Consider the following 17,973-nt stretch of genomic DNA (forward strand, 5'->3'; position numbering starts at 1 on the left):
TAGGCGACGCGCCTAGTGGCGCAGCGGCGCCGGGCTCCACAGGCCGCTACGCGTTGTCGAACCGAGATCCAGGCGGGCCGGTACGGCGTCCCGGTAGAACGGCGTGAGCTGCTGCAGCGCACCCCAGTCGCGCGACCAGTCGTCCTTCAGGTAGGTCGGCAGCGTCGTCGGGCGCACCAGCAGTTCGGTGATGCCCAGCGGGCCACCGCCGAGGTAGTCCATCACCGGCGAGTTGGCCTCGGCGCCGAACCGGTCCGGCATGATCCGCCACTTGGGCACCTCGACGACGCCGTTGCGGTGTTCGAACGGCCGCTGGCAGGGGAAGGCGAGCCCGACCAGCCAGTCGAGCAGCACCGGGTCCTCGGAGCCCACCACGTCCTGCAGTGACCGCAGCTCCGGGATGCGCGGCGGGGTCAGCGCGGTCCACTGGTCGGGGCTCAGGTCGTCGTCGGTGGCGACCAGTCGCAGCCTGGTGGCCTCGGCGGGGATGGCGGACAGCGGCACCCGCAGGTTCCGCCACGCCGGCGATGCCCCGACATCGGCGAATCCGACGCTGCCGCCGGGCTCCGGGTCGGCGCCGCCCGCGTCGGTGGCCCACTGGACCACCACGTCGCCCGGGTCGAAGCGGCCCGCCGCCGACACCACGAGCAGCGGTCCGGCCTCGTCGCGTGCCGGCAGCCGGTACCACGCCGACCGCAGGTTGGCCGGCGCCTGAGTGCCGCTGCGCCAGCTGCCCAGCACGGGGGTGCGGGCCGGGTCCAGGTTGAACGGCAGCCGGGCGCGGGAGCCGTTGACACCGGCGCGGGCGGTGGTGCCGCCCTCGGTGCCGGCTTCGCCGCCGGTCTCGGTGTCGCCGTCGGTGTCGGCGAAGTTCGTCGCCCCCGTCTGGTTCATCACCGCGTCCGCGGACACGTCGGACGGGATGCCGTTGGGGCTGAACCCCTGTGCGGACCCCGCCCCCAGCGCGGCGCCGGCCGGACCGTCGAGGGGAGCGAGGAGCCCGTCGTTCGGATCCTGTTCGACCATGACGTCGTAGGCGAGCCCGCACGTCTTCCCGGTCAGCGCTTCGAGGTTGGACCGGCCGACCGTCCATGCCGGGTACTGGCTGACCATCGCCAGCGTCAGCGACACCACCTCGAACAGGACCACCAGCCAGGCGGCGATCGCGAGGGGGGACTGCACGATGCGGCGCCAGCGCCAGCGGCCGTCGTCGTCGGGGGAGGCGTCGCGGCCCGAGAAGTGGAACCACGCCGCCAGCAGCAGCGTGACCACCGACAGCCCGAGCAGCATCGTGGTGAAGCCGAACTTGTACTCCGGGAACGAATTCGACCACGGCACACCGAAATTCGAGACGTACCACCAGCCGTTGACGGTGGCGAACGACAGCGCGGCGACGAACAGCACCGTGGCCGCGAACATGGCCCGGTTGCGTCGTGAGCGCATCGCCACGGCCAGCACCGCGACCGCGGCCAGCGCGCCGAGCGAACCCGCGAGCCCGGCGAACACCCCGAAGTGGTGGGTCCACTTGGTGGGCGTGAACATCATCGCCAGGAACGAGATGATCGTGATGCCGACGATCCGGCGGCTCGGCCCCGCAGCGGTGCCGGGGATGCGGCCCTTGCGCAGCGTCATGGCCACCGACACCGTCAGCGCGAGCAGCAACGTCAGCACCGCGAAGCGCCGCGCCACCGACCCGTCGGGGCTGGTGGTGAACAGCCGCGCATAGCGGATGTGTTCGTCGAACCAGCTCAGGCTCGGCCCGACGGCGCTCTTGAAGCTGCTGGCCTGCAGCTCGCCGACCAGCGTCTGGTCCCGGAAGATGAGGATCGCGGTGACGGTGCCCGCGGCCAGGACCGGCGCCAGCAGCGCCAGGTGGCCGAACCGTGAGGTGTGCCGGGCGACGATCGTCTTCAGCGGTCCGACGGCGACCAGCAGCGCGCCGACGGCGGCGATGCCGGTCGGTCCGGAGAACAGGGTGAGCGCGCCGATGATGATGGCGATCGCGACGGGCAGCAGCCGGCTGGTGGCCACGCCGCGCTCCACCGAGCACCAGGTCAGCAGGATGCCCAGCGCGATGATCGGCTCCGGCCGCAGTCCGTTGTTCAGGGGCAGCCAGAACGCCAGGAACATGCCCGCCGCGGTCCAGGCCGCCGCCCGGTTGGCCTTCACCGCATGTCCGAGGCGGGGGATCACCTCGCGGCTGATGACCCACCAGCAGGCCAGCGCCATCAGCAGCGTCGGCAGCCGCATCCACACGCTGGCCGTGCTGACCTGCGACCACAGCGCGAGCAGGTCGTAGTACCAGCCGAACGGGGCCTCAGGGGTGCCGAACCAGCGGTAGTAGTTGGCCATGTAGCCGGCGTGCTCGGACACCCGGGCCATGGTCAGGATGTAGCCGTCGTCGGCGGTGTTGGCGCCGACGAAGTGCCACCACACCAGCACGGCGGTGACCAGGCCGTCCAGCGGTGTCATCGACCACCAGCGCGACGGCAGGAAACGGCGGTGGCGCATCCCGTCGTCGGTGTCGAGGACGTGCAGCGCGCCGAGCGCGATCACCGTCAGTGCGACGCCTGCGAACATCACCAGCAGTTTGAGCAGGGTCGGGGTGCTGCTGTAGCGGGAGTCGACGGTGGCCGAGAACTCCAGGCCGGGCGGCGCCGGTCCGGACAGGTCGGTGAAGACGCCGACGATCTGCGGCCGGAAGTCGTAGCCGCTGCGTTCCCCCCGCAGCGGGCCGCCGGGCTCCTCACCCGGTTGCACGTCGTCGGGGCCCTGGACGAGCCCGACGAACTCGCCGGTCACCTTGTCGGCGTGGGCGGTGAACACCAGCTGCTCGCACTGGGGGCTGAGCACTTCGGTCAGCGGCGCCGAGACGACGGGTGTGTTGCGGACGATGACCAGCAGGTCGTTGTTGACCCGCTCGATCAGCAGGCCCCGGTCGATGGCCTTGGGCGCCTGTTTGGGGACGGTGGACAGCAACACGGTGCGGCCGGCGTTGGCCGGTCCGGCGAGCCCGGCGGCCGCCTGGCACGGCACCGTGATGGTGAGATCGGTGGCGACGTAACCGATCAGCGGGGCGTCCACACTGCGCAGCACGCCGTCCTGTGGCCAGTTCAGCTCGGCCGTCGTCTGCTTCACCGGCAGCAGCGGGGTAGCCAGCGCCATCGCCGCGCCGAGCAGTCCCGCGACGATGGCGATGAGGCGCGCCGTCCGGTGGTTGCTCCCGACCGCAACCCCAGAGTTCACGGGCGTAGATGTTAACGGCCTGGGCTGGGTGTCAGCCATCGACCGGTTGCCTGATCGCCAGGACGAACGGTCCGATGTCGGAAACCTCGAAACGCGGGTCGTCGAAGAGTGCCGCGTCGAGCTTGACCTGGTACCGCCGCACGTTCGGCTGGTTGGGGTAGACGTCGGAGGCCAGCCGCAGGGTGTAGGTGTCCTCTGATCCGCGGCGCATCAGGAACACCGTCGGCGGATCCCACGGCAGGTCGTCGAGAGCGGCGACGAACTGGTCGGCATCGCCGAGGGTCTGCCATCCCTCGATCGCGTCGGCGCGCTGGTCGAACTGGGCCAGCGGGTTCGCGTAGTGCGACGTCAGACCCTGGAACCCGTAGTAGGGATAGTAGGACAGGAAGCTGTAGTCCGCGGTCAGCACGATCGTCTCGTTGCGGGGTCGGCCGGTGGCCTCGAGGATCGCCGCGTCCACTTCGCGGTAGTAGCGTTCGGCGCCGGGCGGCCTGCGGTCGGCGCGCTGTCCGTAGCCGTCGGTGTCGGTGTAGGCGACGGCGATGTCGGGCCGCAGCGTGTCGGGGATGTCCTGGCTGAACGTCAGCGCGCCGATGGCGCCGATCGCTCCGGCGGCCACGAGCAGGCGCCGGCTGGAGAAGCTGTCGGCCAGACCGCGCGCCGCCTCCACGAAACCGAAGACGCCGGCGGCCGACAGCAACACCACCAGCGTCGGCTGCAGCCGGAACGACAGCAGCGTGGTGCCCGCCAGCGTGGTCAGCATCGACAGCAGCGACCAGGCGTAGACCGCGAGCACGGCGATCGCCAGCGCACCGGCGCGGGTGGACATCCTGGCGCGCACCACCAGCCAGACGGTGCCGACGAGGCAGAGCGCCCCGAGCAGCGTGAAGCTCAACATCGGGAACGACAGCTGCGCGCCGTCGGCGGGCAGATAGTGCTGCGCGGTGCCGGTGTCGGCGGGGGTGCCGCGCAGCGCTTCGAGCAGGTACGGCGCCCACCCGATCAGCGCTATCGCGCCGGAGATCACCGCGATGACGAGCAGCCGCAGCAGCGGATCGACTCTCCGGCGGGCGACGGCGACGACGGCCGCCATGATCACCAGCGTGAACGCCGCATAGGCCAACAGCAGTGTGTAGAACAGTGCGGCCACCCCGAGGAACAATCCGACCCCGACGATCGCCGCCCAACCGCCGCCCCGCACACCGGCCCGCAGCCCGGACCACGCCAGCACGAACACCGGGGGCAGCAGCACGGCGATGATGGCGGCGTACGGTTCGGCCGGCGAGTAGGCCAGCATCACCGCGGTGGTGGCGGTGGCGACGATCAGCGCGTACTGGAACCGGACCATGGCCGCCCACAACACGAATGCCAGGGCGACGGCGACGGCGATCGAGATGATCGCCCACGGTTTGAACATCTCCCAGGCCGGGGTGCCGGTCAGGGCGGCGAGCCGACCGCCGAGCCAGAACCACCCGGGCGGGTAGAACGGCGGCAACCCGTAGTAGGTCATGTCGTGCAGCGCGGGGGTGTCGGCGAAGCGGGTCAGGTACTCGGTGCGGAACTGCTGGTCCACCGAGATGCCGAACAGGTAGAGCCTGGTCGCGCCCAGCGGCATCGCCAGTGTCACGACGGCGAAGGCCGACAGGAACACCGTCGACGCCGCGTGCGCGAGCAGGCGCCGTCCACGCCGGTGCAGCCAGCCGGCCGCGAACAACCCTGCCAGAGCGCCGAACTGGCCGACGGTGGTCAGCGCGTGCAGTTGGTTCGAGGAGTTGTACGCCGGCCACTCGACCCGCGCGATCGCCGCGAGCGAGATGACCGCGACGGCGGCGGCGATCAGCGCCGCCACCACCATCCGGCCCGCAATCGTGATCGGGGCGGCCAGCGAGTTGGTGCCCACCGGGTTAGATGGGCAGCTTGCGGAAGATGGGCCGCGGGATGTGGCGGAGCACCATCATCACGTAGCGGAAGGCGCCGGGCGCCCAGACCAGATCCTTGCCCTTGGCCGACGCGGTCACCGCCAGTTCGGCGACGTACTCCTTGTCGACGGTCAGCGGTGCTTCCTTGACGTGGGCGCTCATCCGCGTGCGCACCTGGCCGGGCCGGATGACAAGCACGTGAACCCCGTACTCGCGCAACGCCTCTCCGAGGCCGAGGTAGAACCCGTCCAGCCCGGCCTTGGTCGAGCCGTAGACGAAGTTGGACCGCCGCACGCGTTCACCGGCCGCCGAGCTCATCGCGATGATCTGGCCGAAACCCTGTGCGCGCATCTGCTCGCCGAGCAGCACACCGACCGAAACCGCTGCCGTGTAGTTGATCTCGGCGATCTGCACCGCCTTGCGCTGGTTCTGCCACAGTTCCTCGGCGTCACCGAGCAGCCCGAAGGCGACGATCGCCACGTCGATGTCGCGGGACCCGCCGGCGGTGGCCTTGTCGATGACGTCCGGGTGGCCTTTGGTGTCGACGGCGTCGAAGTCGATCACCTCGACGGATTTGGCTCCCGCGCTGCGCATCTGGGCGACCGCGGCGTCACGGCCCGGATCGTCGGGCAGGGCGGCGAGCACGATGCGGGCGGGCGCGTTGCGCAGGTAGCGCTCGCAGATCGCCAACCCGATCTCGGAGGTCCCGCCGAGCAGCAGGATGGTCTGGGGGTTACCCACGGCGTCCAGCACCATCTAGAGCAGCTCCAAACGTCGGGCCATGTCAGAGGCGAACACCCCGTCGGGATCGACGCGGCGGCGCACGGCGATCCACTCGTCGATGCGCGGGTACATGGCGTGGAAGGTTTCCGCGGTGGTGCGGGAGTCCTTGGCGGTGTAGAGCCGTCCGCCGAACTGCAGCACCCGGTGGTCGAGCCCGCTGACGAACTCACCGAGGCCGGGTTTGATCGGGAAGTCGACGCAGACGTTCCAGCCGGGGATCGGGAAACTCAGCGGCGCTTTGTTTCCCGGACCGAACAGCTTGAACACGTTGAGGAACGAGTAGTGCCCGGACCGCTGGATGTCGACGAGGATCGCCTTGAACTCGTCGACCGCCTCGGTGGGCACCACGAACTGGTACTGCAGGAAGCCGTTGCTGCCGTAGGCGCGGTTCCACTCACCGAACATGTCGAGCGGGTGATAGAACTGCGTCAGTTTCTGGATCTTGCCGCGATAGGTGCCCGACTTGCGGTACCACAGTTCGCCGATCGGCCCGAACGTCCACTTGTTGGCCAACCCGTTGGGGAAGACGTCAGGGAACGTGAGCAGTTGCGGTGCATCGAATTTCAGCGGATCGCGGCGCAGCTTCTTGGGCAACTGGTCGAGGGTGGCCAGCGAACCGCGGGAGATGGCGGCGCGGCCGAGCTTCGGCGGCGGGCTGATCGCGTCGAACCACGCGCTGGAGTAGGTGTAGTTCGCCTCGCTGCCGTCGCTGTGGATCGCGATGGTCTCGTCCAGGTCGGCGGTGACGTCGCCGTCGGCGATGAAGTACGCGGTCTCGGTCGGGGTCATCGCGATGGTCGCGCGAAGGATGATGCCGGTCAGTCCGTTGCCGCCGACGGTCGCCCAGAACAGGTCGGCGTCCTTGCCGCGGGGTTTGAGGGTGCGCACGGTGCCGTCGGCGGTGAGCAGGTCCATCGAGCGGACGTGGTTGCCGAAGCTGCCCGCGCTGTGGTGGTTCTTGCCGTGGATGTCGCAGGCGATCGCACCGCCGACGGTGACCTGCCGGGTGCCGGGCAGCACCGGAACCCACAGGCCCAGCGGCAGCGCCGCTCGCATCAACTGGTCGAGGTTGACCCCGGCGTCGACGTCGACGAGCGCGGTGTCCACGTTGATGGTGTGGATGCGGCTCAGGGCGGTCATGTCGACCACCAGACCGCCGCCGTTCTGCGCGTTGTCGCCGTAGGAGCGGCCCAGCCCGCGGGCGATGACGCCGCGCTGCGGATCGTCGGCGACCCGCGCGACCGCCTTGGCGATCTCCTCGGGGTCGGGCGTCGACAGCACCTCGGCCACGGTGGGCGCGGTGCGGGCCCATCCGGTGAGCCGCCGGGTCGTGGTCTGCAACATCGTGACGAGGGTACCGCCCCGGCCGTCGGGCCCCGTCGAGCCCGGAGAAAGGTGCGCGGAGCGGACGCGGCGCCGCGGTAGCGTTGAGCAAACTCGATCCGGGGGCGGGAATGCTGCTGAGTGACATCGACTCGTGGAATGTCGGTGCGCTGCATTCCATCGCGTTCGAACTCGGCGACGAGCTCAAGACCGTCGAGGGTGTTGCGTCCGATCTCGAGCTGATCTCCCGGTTACCGGGCTGGGAATCCCCGGCGGCCGACGCCGCCCGCGGCAAGATCCACGACACCCGCGGCAAAGTGCTCGACGACGCGGCGGTGATCGGCGCGGTCGCACAGCTCGCCGAGGAGACCGCTGCGGCGGTGACGACACTGCAGACGGAGCTGGCGTCGGTGCGCGCCGACGTGGCGGCGCAGGGCGGTTTCCTCACCCTCGCCGACAACGGCGACGTGACGGTCACCGGCCCACCCGAGGTCCAGCAGGAACTGCGGGCCGTCGCCGAGGACGTCGAGTCACGCGCCAAGGCGCTGATCCACCAGGCCGAGGACATCGACGCCGACTGCGCGGAGGTGTTCGGGCACGTGCAGGCCGGCGACATCACCGCGCGGGGCGCGACGGACTTCGCCACCGCCCAGGAGGTCGGGCGCGACCAGTCGGGGTTGTCGGCGCCGTATCCGCCCGAAGGCGACGGCGCCACCCCGGGCGACGTCAACGCATGGTGGAACGCGTTGAGCGAGGAGGAGCAGCGCAAGGTCATCGCCGAGCATCCGGAGTGGATCGGCAACCGCGACGGGGTGCCGGTGTGGGCACGCAGCGATGTGAACAAGGCCACGCTCGACCGGGAACTCGCCGACGCGCAGCGTGACGTCGACGCGATCCCCAGCCGCGAGGAGTTCCGGCGCGACCATCCCGGTCTGAACGGGGCGCAGCTCAACGCGTTGTACAACAAGATGGCGGGCGAGCGCCGGGCACGCCTCGAGGACCTGCAGGCGATGAAGAACGCGGTGTCGACCGGCGGCAAGGACGATCCGAACAAGTACCTGATGCTGCTCGAATTCCCTGAGGGCCGCGAACCGCGCGCGGCGGTCGCGGTCGGCAACCCCGACAACGCCAGGCATGTCGCGGTCACCACACCGGGGGTGGGGACGACCCCGACCAGCTTGCCGGACATGGTCAGCGAGGCGTCCGCGCTGCGCAGCGAGATCGAGAACCAACTCGGTCTGGCGGGCAGGGGCGGTGAGCCGGTATCGACAATCGCCTGGCTCGGCTACGAGCCGCCGGCCAAGGACGACATCTCGGTAATCGAGGCGGGGTTCGAACGCCGGGCGAACGAGGCTGCGCCGGATCTGGCCGACTTCTACCGCGGCGTCAACGCCACCAACGTGCACGGTTCGGACGTGAACCTGTCGGCGTTCGGTCACTCCTACGGATCCCTGACCACAGCGCAGGCGCTGCACGAACTCGGGGAGGCGGGGGTGGTCGACAGCGCAGCGTTCTACGGATCCCCCGGTCTCGGATTCACCGACCAGACGACCACCGAGTGGCACGGCAACGTGCCGTACGAGGCGGCGGTGCCGATCCGCGACGAATCGGACCTGTTCCTGCCCGACGGCCAGGCCTACGTCATGTCCGCTCCGGGCGATCCGGTCTCCGGCGATCCGACGGTGCTCGGCGTCCCGGTGCCGGCGCTGGGCGATTTCGGTGCCCTCGGCCCGAACCCGCTGACACTGCCGATGGAGCAGTTGTCCTCCGGTGCCACCGTCACCCCCGACGGCGTGTCCCGGGACGGCGCGGCCTCGCACGCCGACTATCCCCGTTCCGTACCGCAGCCCGACGGATCGCAGGTGCTGCGGACCCCGGCGTACAACCTCGCGATCATCGCCGGGGGCCTGGCCGGTGTGCCCCTTCCCAACGGAGACGAAAGGCTGGTCCGATGACAGCTCGGTGTGCGCGCTGGACGGTGGCCCCGCTGGCGGCGCTGTTGTTGACCGCATGTGGCGGCGGAAGCGGGGACGAATCCCCGATGGCGACCCAGGAGGTTCCGAAGATCGACATCGCACAACTTCCGGATATCGAACAGACCCGGACCCAGATGACCGAACTGGTCGACCGCGTGCGCGCGGAGGTCGCGCGACTCGTTCCCGGGAGCGAGCCATGGACGCAGTCCTACGACGAGTCCCGGGAGAACTGCACCCAGCAGGGGACCGGCAAGAAAGGGACGGCGCTCTACCTCGCCAAATGGACCTCGCAGCTGTCGATGACCGATGCGCAGTGGAGCCTGGTGTTCCCCGCGGTGCAGCGGTTGGCCGCCGACGCCGGACTGTCCACGGTGACCGCGATGGCCGACTCCAGCCGCAACCACGACGTGCGGTTCAGCAGCGATGACGGCCGGACGCTGGTGTTCGGCTCGAAGGAGGCCTCATTGCTCACCGGCAACATCGCGTGCCGCAGGTCGGCAGGAGACGCGCAGTGAGCGGGAACGTCCAGGTCGAGACGGCGGCGGTCCGCCTGTCCGCCGCTCAGATGCATGTCGTCGCCGAGGAGGCGTCGTCGAGCCGGGCCGCGGTGGCCGGCAGCATCTCCGGTCAGGAGTCGGCGTGGAAGACGGCCGGTAAGCCGGGCTTCTCGGCGTTCATCGACATCCTCGAGGCTCAGGCCACCCGGTTACACACCGATCTGACCGATCTCGGGGACAAACTGCGTGCCGCTGCCGACGTCTACGACCAGCAGGACGCCCTGGGCGGCGCGGCGCTCGACGGATCGGTCCGCTACCGCTGACGGCCTACCGCAGCCGGAAGATCACCGTGCGCTGGACGATGAAGTTGATCACCGTCGCGGTGCCCTGCGCGATGACGAAGGCCACCGGCACCCGCCAGGCCTTGTCCTCCCAGGCCATGTAGAAGACGTAGTTGAGGCCCACCTGCGCGGCGTAGGTCGTCGCGTACAGCGCGCACACCGCGAGGAACCGGGCGCGGCTCGGCGGGGCCTGGAAGGTCCAGCGCCGGTTGATCAGATAGGCGGTCGTGGTGCCTGCGATGAAGCTGAGCGTCTTGGCCACGTTGACGTGCAGTCCGGCTTCGAGCAGCAGCACGTAGAGGCCGAAGTCCACGATCGCGGAGAAGCCGCCGGTGAGCAGGAACCGCCACACCTGCGTGGTCAGCGACAGCTGGGGCGACATGGGGGGCTCGGCCACCCCGGCAGCTTATGCGGTGCCGCGCTCAGCGCAGCGTCGCCTCCAGCACGCCACACAGCGCGTCGACGGCCGCGGGGAAGGCGTGTTCGGCCGGTGCGCCGAAGCCGATGATGACGCCGTCGGGATCGGCGACGTCCGTCCCGGCGGCCGGGTGCCGCATCGCGGACAGCCCCACCAGCGCGACACCCGCGTGGCCCGCGCGTTGCAGCACCTCCTGCTCGGCGCCGTCGGGCAGGGTCAGCAGGACGTTGAGTCCCGCTGCGAGGCCACGGATTCCGATGTCGAACGGTGCGAGAGCTTCGACGAGGCGGTCGCGCCTGCGCCGGTAACGCATGCGCATCCGGCGGATGTGGCGGTCGTAGTGACCGCTGGTGATGAAGTCGGACATGGTCAATTGGGCGAGCGCGTCGACGAAGAACTGGTTGCCTCCCGAGGCGGCGACGACGGGTTCGACGAGGGCGTCGGGCAGCGCCATCCACCCCAGCCGCAGCGCGGGCGCCAGGCTCTTGCTGGCCGAACCGAGGTACACCACCCGCTCGGGGTCCAGGCTCTGCATCGCGCCGACCGGTTGCCGGTCGTAACGGAACTCGCCGTCGTAGTCGTCTTCGAGTACATACGCGCCGCGGCGCTGCGCCCACTCCACCGCGGCGGTGCGGCGGGTGGGGTGCAGCGGCATCCCGTGCGGACTGTGGTGGGCCGGGGTGAGCAGCACGGCGGGCACGTCGTGGCGGGCGAGGTCGCCGATCACCGCACCGTGGTCGTCGAGGCCGATGGGCACCGTCGACGAACCCAGCGCGCTGATCGCATCGCGAAAGATGAACAGACCGTAGGCCTCGACGGCGATCGGGCGCTGTGTGCCGAGGACGCGGGTGAGCAGTTCCACCGCGTGCCGCACGCCCGCGCAGATCACGATGGTCTCCGGTGAGGTGCGCACACCGCGCACCCGTCCGAGGTAGTCGGCGAGTGCCTCGCGGAGTTCCGGTCTGCCGCGCGGATCGCCCATCCACAACGCCTCGCTGGGCGCCGCGGCCAGCGCGCGCCGAGCCGAGGCGAGCCAGGCGCTGCGCGGGAACTCCGACACGTCGGGGGAACCGGGCATCAGGTTGTGCCGTGCGGTCGCGCGTGACCCCCGCGGCCGGGCGGGCCGGCGCCGCGCACCGGCGTTCACCACCCATGTGCCGGCGCCCTGCCGCGAGGCGAGCCAGCCCTCGGCGACCAGTTCGGCGTACGACTCGGCGACGGTGTTGCGGGCGATGCCGAGGTCATGGGCCAGTGTGCGCGACGGTGGCAGCATGGTGCCCGGGGTCAGCCGGCCCGACCGCACGGCCTCGCGCAGTGCGTTGACCAGCAGTTCGCGCACTCCGCGAGCGCCGGGACGGATGATTTCGCGCAGGTCGAGGTGGAGGTCGCGCGTCCCCGGATTGGCCCACGAAGTCATGTCTGAATTGAACCATCTGCGTGGGCTTTTCGGGATTACCGTTCGAGGTATGACACAGACACTGGAAGCCGAGAAGACCGCCCGCATCAAGATGTTCAAGGCCGCGCCGGAGCTCTACAGCGCCATGATGACGCTCTCGGAGGCGTCCGCGAAGGACCTGGATCCTGTGATCGCCGAGCTCATCAAGATCCGTGCGTCGCAGATCAATTGCTGCGCCTTCTGCCTCGACATGCACACCCGCGACGCGCGCAAGGGCGGTGAGACCGAACAGCGGCTGGCGTTGATCGCCGCCTGGGAGGAGGCCGGCGACCTGTTCACCGAACGCGAGCGCGCCGCGTTGGCGCTCGCCGAGGCCATCACCGAGGTCGCGGGGCGCGGGGCCGTCTCCGACGAGGTGTACGGGCGCGCGGCCCAGGTGTTCACCGACCGTGAGCTCGCCCAGGTGATCGCGATGACGGTGACCATCAACGCCTGGAACCGGATCAACCTCGCCGCGCCGCAGCAGTTCCTGCGCCGCTGACCCAATACCGTCGCAGGTGTGCAGACCCGGTCCGGTGCGCAGATCGCCTTCGACGGTGACGTCGTGGCCAAGCTGCACCGACCCGGGACCGACCCGCGGGCGTTGCGCACGCGGCTGAAGGTGGCCGACGCGTTGCACGGCGTTCTGCTGGCCCCGTTGTCGGTGACGCCCGAGCGTGTGGGGCCACGGTGGCGAACCCGGTGGCCTCGCGTGGAAACCGTTGAGCCGGAACCGGACCGGCTGCCGTGGGCCGAGGCCGGCGCGCTGCTGGCGAGGCTGCACGCCCAGCCCGTCACGGTGCGGCTGCCGCACGGCTGGCCCGTCCGGATGCGGCGCGTCGTCGAGGCGCTGCGATCGGCGGACTCCGCCGCCGAACCGGTGCGGCGGGCGCTCACGGAACTGCCGCCCGCGGTGTGGCGGGCGGGTTCACCGGACCGCCCCTGCACCGTCGTCCACGGCGACTTCCACCTCGGCCAGCTCGGCCGGTGCGCGCCCGGACAGCCGTGGGTGCTCCTCGACGTCGACGACCTCGGGGTGGGCGATCCGGCCTGGGATCTGGCTCGACCGGCGGGATTCTGGGCGGCCGGGCACATCCCCGACAAGGATTGGTCGGCGTTCTTCGACGCGTACCGGCAGACCGGCGGCGCAGCGTTGGCCGATGCGCCATCCGATCCGTGGCCGGTACTCGACCCGTTCGCCCGGGCGGCCGTGGTGGCCGCAGCGGTGCATGACCCGGACGACGAACTGCTGGCCGCCGCCTGCGCCCGGATGGTCTAGCTCGAGAAGAACAGCCGACCGAACCCCTGCTTGCGGTAGTGCTTGCTACCGCGGTGCCCCCAGCCCGGGCCGTAGCCGTAACCCGACCCGTAGCCGCCGCCGTAGCTCGCCGGTGGTGGCGGCGGTGGTGGTGCGGTCTGCATGAACCGGTTCTCCATCTCGGTGAGCGCTTCGAGTTCGCCGAGATCGAGGAAGATGCCGCGGCAGGTGTCGCACTGCTCGAGGTGAATTCCGTTGCGCTCGTAGGTCCGCATGACGCCCTTGCACTTCGGGCACACCAGGGTGTTGCCCGGTCCTGGTGAGGACGAAGAGGTCGGCGGCTGGTATGGCGGGATGCTCATATCCGCATAGCGCCGGATGATCGGTGAAAGTGCCGGGGCTCACAAACGCAATCGGTCCCTGCCGGGTGGCGGGGACCGATTGGTCGACGATGGTCGCGGCTCAGTGCCGCGGAACGGGTGTCAGTCGCCCGCTGCTGCGGCCTTCTCCGACGTGGTGTCGGTGTCCTTCTCCGCGGCCGGAGCCTTCTCCTTCTCGGCGGCCGGGGCCTTCTTCGACGGACGCTGCGTGAGCTTCTTGCCCAGATCGTTGACCGCCGAATTCAGTTGGTCGCCCGCCGACTTGAGGGCGCCCGCGAGCTTGGCTCCGGGGTTGACCCGCTTCTTGGCGGGCTTCTCCGCCGGCGTTTCACCGGCACCCTCGTCGAGGACCACCGGGGTCAGGGTGCCGTCGCCCGTCGCCTGCTCGGCGTCGGTGGGCGTTGCGCTGCCGGCGCCGGCTTCGACGCCGGGCGCCGCCTCGGTCGACGGTGCCCCGCCGGCGCCCTGGTCGGCGTCTGTCGTCGACACCGTGACCGTGGTGGTCGACGCAGTGAGAAGCTCGGTGTCGTCCACGAGTCGCAGAGTGGGCTCCGGCGCATCGAGCGGCGCGGGCGGTGCCTCTTCCTCCTCGTGCAGCGGATTGCCGGTGCCGTCCCACCCGAGCGCCCGGGCGATGGCCTGTGACAGGTTGATCAGCGAGCCGATGGCGCCCGGTCCCTGCCCGGGGATCGAGATGGGACCGAGGGCGATGTCAAGCGCGTTGAAGATCGACCCCCCGGGGCTGAGCAGACCGCCGAAGGCGATCCCGATCTCGGTACCCGGAGGCAGATCCAACCCGAGTGCAGGTCCCAACGCCGACAGCACGGGCGTCAAGTCGAGCACCTGGCCGCCGTTGAGGAACGCGTCAGCCACTGCGGCGGGCGTGTTGATCAGGGTGTTGAACGCCGCACCGATGTCCGGGGTCTCACTGGTGAGTTCGGCGAAGATCGCGCTTCCGCTAGCAGCGAGAGCCAGCACCGGGCCGATGATCGGGCCCACCAGGCCGAGTAGAACGCCACTCAGCGATGTAGTCGAGAAATCGAGGATCGGTCCCAGGTCGGCGAGTGCCGGCACGATCCCAGGAAGGAGGGCGAAGGCGAGTTGGTGCAGCGGGTCGAGTGTTGTCAGGTCCCGCTCGTACAGAACACCCGCCGCCGCCTCGATGTTCTCGGCGATCTGTCCGGCGATCAGCTCGAAGTCGGGGAGCTCGCTGAAGTAACGGAGCTGGTTGACGATGACCTGCTGCAGCACCGGGAACGGAGCCTCGGCCCAGTCCTCGATGAGGCCGGCGAGGTTCGTCTCCGCGTTCTCGAAGACGTCCACCCACGGAGTGATCGGGTCGATGGTGGCGGAGAGGTTGATCGACGGGCTGGAGATCTTGATGTCCGGCAGCGGCGGCGCCACCGGAGCCATCGCGATCGCACTCGCGCCCACGAGCGCGACCCCGGCAGACGCGTACGGACGAAGTCTCAGTTCCATCACGATCTCCTTACGGCTACGTAAATAATGTGTTTGAGAACGTAACTGAAAAGACCTCGAACGGAAGCAAATTTGCTTGATTCGTCGAGCTATTTATTGGCGGATGCAAACATTTTCAAGATCAATAAAATGGGAGCCCATTCTTGAAAGCTCAGCATTCACGCAGTTCCGCGCGTGCGGACACCCGGCACCGATCGGAAATTGCCTCTGTGGGGACGCGTTCGCCATGTCAAATTTTGCGATGACACGCAGTCGGCGGGGCGCGGACGGAAGGATCTGACGGTTCGTAGCGCGGGCGCCGGCCGGTGGCTATCCCGCAACCAGCGCCGCTATTGCGCGCGGCTCGGAGCCCCTAGACCCAGTACGGCACCCGCGCCCGGTACTGCTTCATCGCCAACGCCGCCATCGCCCACCCGAAGACGGTCAGCACGAGCACCACGATCCAGTGCCGCAGCTCCTGGTCCGCGCCCAGCAGCGGCGCCCGCACGATGTCGAGGTAGTGCAACAGCGGGTTGAGTTCGACGATCTTGGCGTAGGACCCGGCCCCCTGCTGCTGCAGCGTCGCCTCGTTCCAGATGATCGGCGTCATGAAGAACAGCAGCTGCACGACGCTGTTGAGCAGCGGGCCGATATCGCGGTAGCGGGTCGCGAGGATGCCGAAGCACAGCGACACCCACACACAGTTCAGCATGATCAACACCAGCGCCGGAATCACCGCGAGATCAGTCCAGTGCCACGGCTTCGGATAGATCATCGCGATGATCACGAAGATGATGATGTTGTGCCCGAACAGGATCATCTGCCGCCACACCAGCCGGTAGACGTGCACCGACAGCGGCGTCGGCAGTTGTTTGATCAGGCCCTCGTTGGCGATGAAGACCTCGGCGCCCTCGAGGATCGACGCGTTGATGAGGTTCCAGACGATCAGGCCCATCGTCACGTACGGAAGGTGTTCGGACAGCTCCAGTTTGAACAGCTTCGAGTACAGCAACCCCATCGCGACCGCGGTGGCGCCGGTGGCGATGGTGATCCAGAACGGACCGAGCACCGAACGGCGGTAGCGCTGTTTGATGTCCTGCCATCCGAGGTGCAGCCACAGCTCGCGCTTGCCGAACCCCTCACGGAGGTCACCCCAGGCGCGCGCCATCGTCTTCGACTGCGCTGAAGCCTCATCGAAACTCATGTGCCCGGCCTCCCGAACCTCTCCTCGCGACCAAGACGGCGCAACCGGATCCATTCCCGCAGCCCGGCGGGGTCGCGTCGCGACACCAGGAAGTACCAGCCGAACCGCACCCACTCCTGCGGAAGCAACTTGCGAAGTCCCGGCTGGGACAACAGGTATCCGCGATTTCGGTAGGTGAAGAAGCGTTTGGTCGCGTCGTCGGGATACTGCGTGTGCATGCGCCCACCGAGGATCGGCTTGAATTCGTCACTGCCGCAGGGGTGGACGTATGTCGCGTCGAGGCACGTGCCGAACGGCAGACCCGATCGCACCAGGCGGCGGTGCAGTTCCACCTCGTCACCGCGCACGAACAGTCGCAGGTCCGGTACGCCGACCGCCTCGATGGTCGAGGCGCGGAACAAAGCGCCGTTGAACAGCGAGGCGATGCCCGGCAGCAGGTCCCCGTCACCGAGTTCCGTGACGCGTCGCCGCCACACCAGCCCCCGCCGCAACGGGAACGCCAACCGGGTGGGGTCGGCGATGTCGCACACCATCGGCGACACCTCCGCCAGGCCGTGACGCTCGGCGCACGCCAGCAGCGTCTGCAGCACCGAGGGATCCAGCGGCCGTCCGTCGTCGTCGGCCAGCCACACCCAGTCCGCGCCCTCGGCCAGCGCGTGCAACATGCCCAGCGCGAAACCTCCGGCGCCCCCGAGGTTCCGGCGCGAACCCAGATACGTCGACGGAATCGGTTGGGCCGCAACCAGGTCGCGCACGAGCGAATCGTCGTCGTTGTCCACCACGATCAGCCCGTCGGGCCGCCGTGTCTGTGCGCACAGCGCGTCGAGCGATTGCGCCAGTGACTCCGGACGCCGGTGGGTCACGACGACGGCGTAGATCCTCGAGGTCATCGCGACGGCTGGTCCGATTCGTCGGTTGCTGGATCCTCGTCGGTTGCCGACCACTCTCCGCGGTGTTCGTCCAACACCTCGCGCACGTGACGCGCGGCGTCGTCACCCTCGTACGCACGCACGACGTCCTCGATGCCGCCGGTCATCTTGACCGTGCCGTGGTCGATCCACATCGCGGTCTTGCACAGCCGCGCGAGGAACTCGTTGGAGTGGCTGGCGAACACCAGGATTCCGCTGCGCTCGACCAGGCTCTGCAGCCGCGACTGGGCCTTCTTGAGGAAGTCGGCGTCCACCGCGCCGATGCCCTCGTCGAGCAGCAGGATCTCCGGGTCGATGCTGGTGACGACGCCCATCGCCAACCGCACCCGCATACCGGTGGAGTACGTGCGCAGCGGCATCGACAGGTAGTCACCGAGTTCGGTGAACTCCGCGATCTCGTCGACCTTGGCCAGCATCTGCTTGCGTGTCTGCCCGAGGAACAGGCCGCGGATGATGATGTTTTCGTAGCCGGAGATCTCGGGGTCCATCCCGACGCCGAGGTCGAACACCGGCGCCACCCGTCCGGTCACCGTGGCCGAACCCCGGGTGGGTTCGTAGATGCCCGAGAGCAGGCGCAGCAGCGTGGACTTGCCCGCGCCGTTGTGCCCGACCAGACCGACCCGGTCCCCGAGTTCCAGCGACATCGTGATGTCGCGCAGGGCCTCGATGACGACGACGTTCGAGGCGTTGCGTCCGATGGCGCCGCCCGCCTTGCCGAGGAACGCCTTCTTCAGCGATCGGGTCTTGGCGTCGAAGATCGGGAACTCGACCCACGCGTCACGGGTCTCGATGCGAGGAACCGGCAC

The 17,973-nt window shown here is 69.2% G+C and carries 16 protein-coding genes; 5 read left to right on the forward strand and 11 right to left on the reverse strand.

Features of this window, described 5'->3' with window-relative positions; genetic code table 11:
• Positions 1-12: 12 nt before the first annotated feature.
• Genes AU195_RS07710 through dprE1 form a run of 4 tightly spaced genes read right to left on the reverse strand, consistent with a single transcriptional unit; the run spans position 13 to position 7,292 of the window.
• Positions 13-3,285, reverse strand: a complete 3,273-nt coding sequence (locus AU195_RS07710; protein ID WP_059158478.1) for an arabinosyltransferase domain-containing protein — start codon at positions 3,283-3,285, stop codon at positions 13-15.
• Positions 3,278-5,101: a galactan 5-O-arabinofuranosyltransferase gene (locus AU195_RS07715; protein ID WP_059158769.1), complete on the reverse strand. Its 1,824-nt coding sequence runs from the start codon at positions 5,099-5,101 to the stop codon at positions 3,278-3,280. The genes AU195_RS07710 and AU195_RS07715 overlap by 8 nt, the downstream gene beginning before the upstream one ends.
• A gap of 49 nt (positions 5,102-5,150) precedes the next feature.
• Complete coding sequence (gene dprE2, locus AU195_RS07720) at positions 5,151-5,921, reverse strand: decaprenylphospho-beta-D-erythro-pentofuranosid-2-ulose 2-reductase (RefSeq protein WP_059158479.1); 771 nt, start codon at positions 5,919-5,921, stop codon at positions 5,151-5,153.
• A complete protein-coding gene (gene dprE1 / locus AU195_RS07725; protein WP_059158480.1) occupies positions 5,922-7,292 on the reverse strand; it encodes a decaprenylphosphoryl-beta-D-ribose oxidase in 1,371 nt (456 codons plus the stop codon).
• A 110-nt stretch (positions 7,293-7,402) separates the two neighbouring features.
• Between dprE1 and AU195_RS07730 the strand changes: the two genes are divergently transcribed.
• From AU195_RS07730 to AU195_RS07740, 3 genes are read left to right on the forward strand one after another with little or no spacing between them, the layout of a single operon-like run.
• Positions 7,403-9,226, forward strand: coding sequence for an alpha/beta hydrolase (locus AU195_RS07730; RefSeq protein ID WP_059158481.1), 1,824 nt, complete (start codon positions 7,403-7,405; stop codon positions 9,224-9,226).
• Complete coding sequence (locus AU195_RS07735; RefSeq protein ID WP_059158482.1) at positions 9,223-9,762, forward strand: LppA family lipoprotein; 540 nt, start codon at positions 9,223-9,225, stop codon at positions 9,760-9,762. Before AU195_RS07730 ends, AU195_RS07735 begins: the two co-directional genes overlap by 4 nt.
• Entirely contained in the window at positions 9,759-10,067 is a 309-nt protein-coding gene (locus AU195_RS07740; RefSeq protein ID WP_286149156.1) for a type VII secretion target, read from the forward strand. Before AU195_RS07735 ends, AU195_RS07740 begins: the two co-directional genes overlap by 4 nt.
• Before the next feature lie 4 nt (positions 10,068-10,071).
• Here the strand turns inward: AU195_RS07740 and AU195_RS07745 are convergent, their stop codons facing one another.
• Positions 10,072-10,467 (reverse strand): GtrA family protein, encoded by a 396-nt coding sequence (locus tag AU195_RS07745; RefSeq protein ID WP_059158484.1) that lies wholly within the window; start codon positions 10,465-10,467, stop codon positions 10,072-10,074.
• 40 nt (positions 10,468-10,507) lie between these two features.
• Positions 10,508-11,920 (reverse strand): MocR-like pyridoxine biosynthesis transcription factor PdxR, encoded by a 1,413-nt coding sequence (gene pdxR, locus AU195_RS07750; RefSeq protein WP_059158485.1) that lies wholly within the window; start codon positions 11,918-11,920, stop codon positions 10,508-10,510.
• 49 nt (positions 11,921-11,969) lie between these two features.
• On the opposite strand from pdxR, the gene AU195_RS07755 reads away from it, so the two are divergent.
• Positions 11,970-12,440, forward strand: a complete 471-nt coding sequence (locus AU195_RS07755; protein ID WP_059158486.1) for a carboxymuconolactone decarboxylase family protein — start codon at positions 11,970-11,972, stop codon at positions 12,438-12,440.
• An 18-nt stretch (positions 12,441-12,458) separates the two neighbouring features.
• A complete protein-coding gene (locus tag AU195_RS07760) occupies positions 12,459-13,217 on the forward strand; it encodes a phosphotransferase family protein (RefSeq protein ID WP_059158487.1) in 759 nt (252 codons plus the stop codon).
• Here AU195_RS07760 and AU195_RS07765 read toward each other — a convergent pair.
• The 5 genes from AU195_RS07765 to wzt form a co-directional block, all read right to left on the reverse strand.
• Positions 13,214-13,558 (reverse strand): TFIIB-type zinc ribbon-containing protein, encoded by a 345-nt coding sequence (locus AU195_RS07765; protein ID WP_059158488.1) that lies wholly within the window; start codon positions 13,556-13,558, stop codon positions 13,214-13,216. The two genes, AU195_RS07760 and AU195_RS07765, sit on opposite strands and share 4 nt — an antisense overlap.
• 120 nt (positions 13,559-13,678) lie before the next feature.
• Positions 13,679-15,055: an outer membrane porin GjpA gene (gene gjpA / locus AU195_RS07770; protein WP_059158489.1), complete on the reverse strand. Its 1,377-nt coding sequence runs from the start codon at positions 15,053-15,055 to the stop codon at positions 13,679-13,681.
• Between the two features lie 352 nt (positions 15,056-15,407).
• A complete protein-coding gene (gene wzm, locus AU195_RS07775) occupies positions 15,408-16,238 on the reverse strand; it encodes a galactan export ABC transporter permease subunit Wzm/RfbD (RefSeq protein ID WP_059158490.1) in 831 nt (276 codons plus the stop codon).
• Positions 16,235-17,128 (reverse strand): galactofuranosyltransferase GlfT1, encoded by an 894-nt coding sequence (gene glfT1 / locus AU195_RS07780; protein WP_059158491.1) that lies wholly within the window; start codon positions 17,126-17,128, stop codon positions 16,235-16,237. Before glfT1 ends, wzm begins: the two co-directional genes overlap by 4 nt.
• Complete coding sequence (gene wzt, locus AU195_RS07785; protein WP_059158492.1) at positions 17,125-17,973, reverse strand: galactan export ABC transporter ATP-binding subunit Wzt/RfbE; 849 nt, start codon at positions 17,971-17,973, stop codon at positions 17,125-17,127. Before wzt ends, glfT1 begins: the two co-directional genes overlap by 4 nt.

The organism is Mycobacterium sp. IS-1496, from assembly GCF_001499995.1.
Lineage (GTDB): Bacteria > Actinomycetota > Actinomycetes > Mycobacteriales > Mycobacteriaceae > Mycobacterium.

What these genes read in the sequence shown, in the direction of transcription:
- AU195_RS07730 (WP_059158481.1), top strand. Translation starts at nt 7,403, where the DNA reads ATGCTGCTGAGTGACATCGACTCGTGGAATGTCGGTGCGCTGCATTCC.
- pdxR (WP_059158485.1), bottom strand. Translation starts at nt 11,920, where the DNA reads ATGACTTCGTGGGCCAATCCGGGGACGCGCGACCTCCACCTCGACCTG.
- gjpA (WP_059158489.1), bottom strand. Translation starts at nt 15,055, where the DNA reads ATGGAACTGAGACTTCGTCCGTACGCGTCTGCCGGGGTCGCGCTCGTG.
- AU195_RS07710 (WP_059158478.1), bottom strand. Translation starts at nt 3,285, where the DNA reads ATGGCTGACACCCAGCCCAGGCCGTTAACATCTACGCCCGTGAACTCT.
- dprE1 (WP_059158480.1), bottom strand. Translation starts at nt 7,292, where the DNA reads ATGTTGCAGACCACGACCCGGCGGCTCACCGGATGGGCCCGCACCGCG.
- AU195_RS07745 (WP_059158484.1), bottom strand. Translation starts at nt 10,467, where the DNA reads ATGTCGCCCCAGCTGTCGCTGACCACGCAGGTGTGGCGGTTCCTGCTC.
- AU195_RS07755 (WP_059158486.1), top strand. Translation starts at nt 11,970, where the DNA reads ATGACACAGACACTGGAAGCCGAGAAGACCGCCCGCATCAAGATGTTC.
- AU195_RS07735 (WP_059158482.1), top strand. Translation starts at nt 9,223, where the DNA reads ATGACAGCTCGGTGTGCGCGCTGGACGGTGGCCCCGCTGGCGGCGCTG.
- AU195_RS07765 (WP_059158488.1), bottom strand. Translation starts at nt 13,558, where the DNA reads ATGAGCATCCCGCCATACCAGCCGCCGACCTCTTCGTCCTCACCAGGA.
- wzm (WP_059158490.1), bottom strand. Translation starts at nt 16,238, where the DNA reads ATGAGTTTCGATGAGGCTTCAGCGCAGTCGAAGACGATGGCGCGCGCC.
- glfT1 (WP_059158491.1), bottom strand. Translation starts at nt 17,128, where the DNA reads ATGACCTCGAGGATCTACGCCGTCGTCGTGACCCACCGGCGTCCGGAG.
- dprE2 (WP_059158479.1), bottom strand. Translation starts at nt 5,921, where the DNA reads ATGGTGCTGGACGCCGTGGGTAACCCCCAGACCATCCTGCTGCTCGGC.
- AU195_RS07715 (WP_059158769.1), bottom strand. Translation starts at nt 5,101, where the DNA reads ATGGTGGTGGCGGCGCTGATCGCCGCCGCCGTCGCGGTCATCTCGCTC.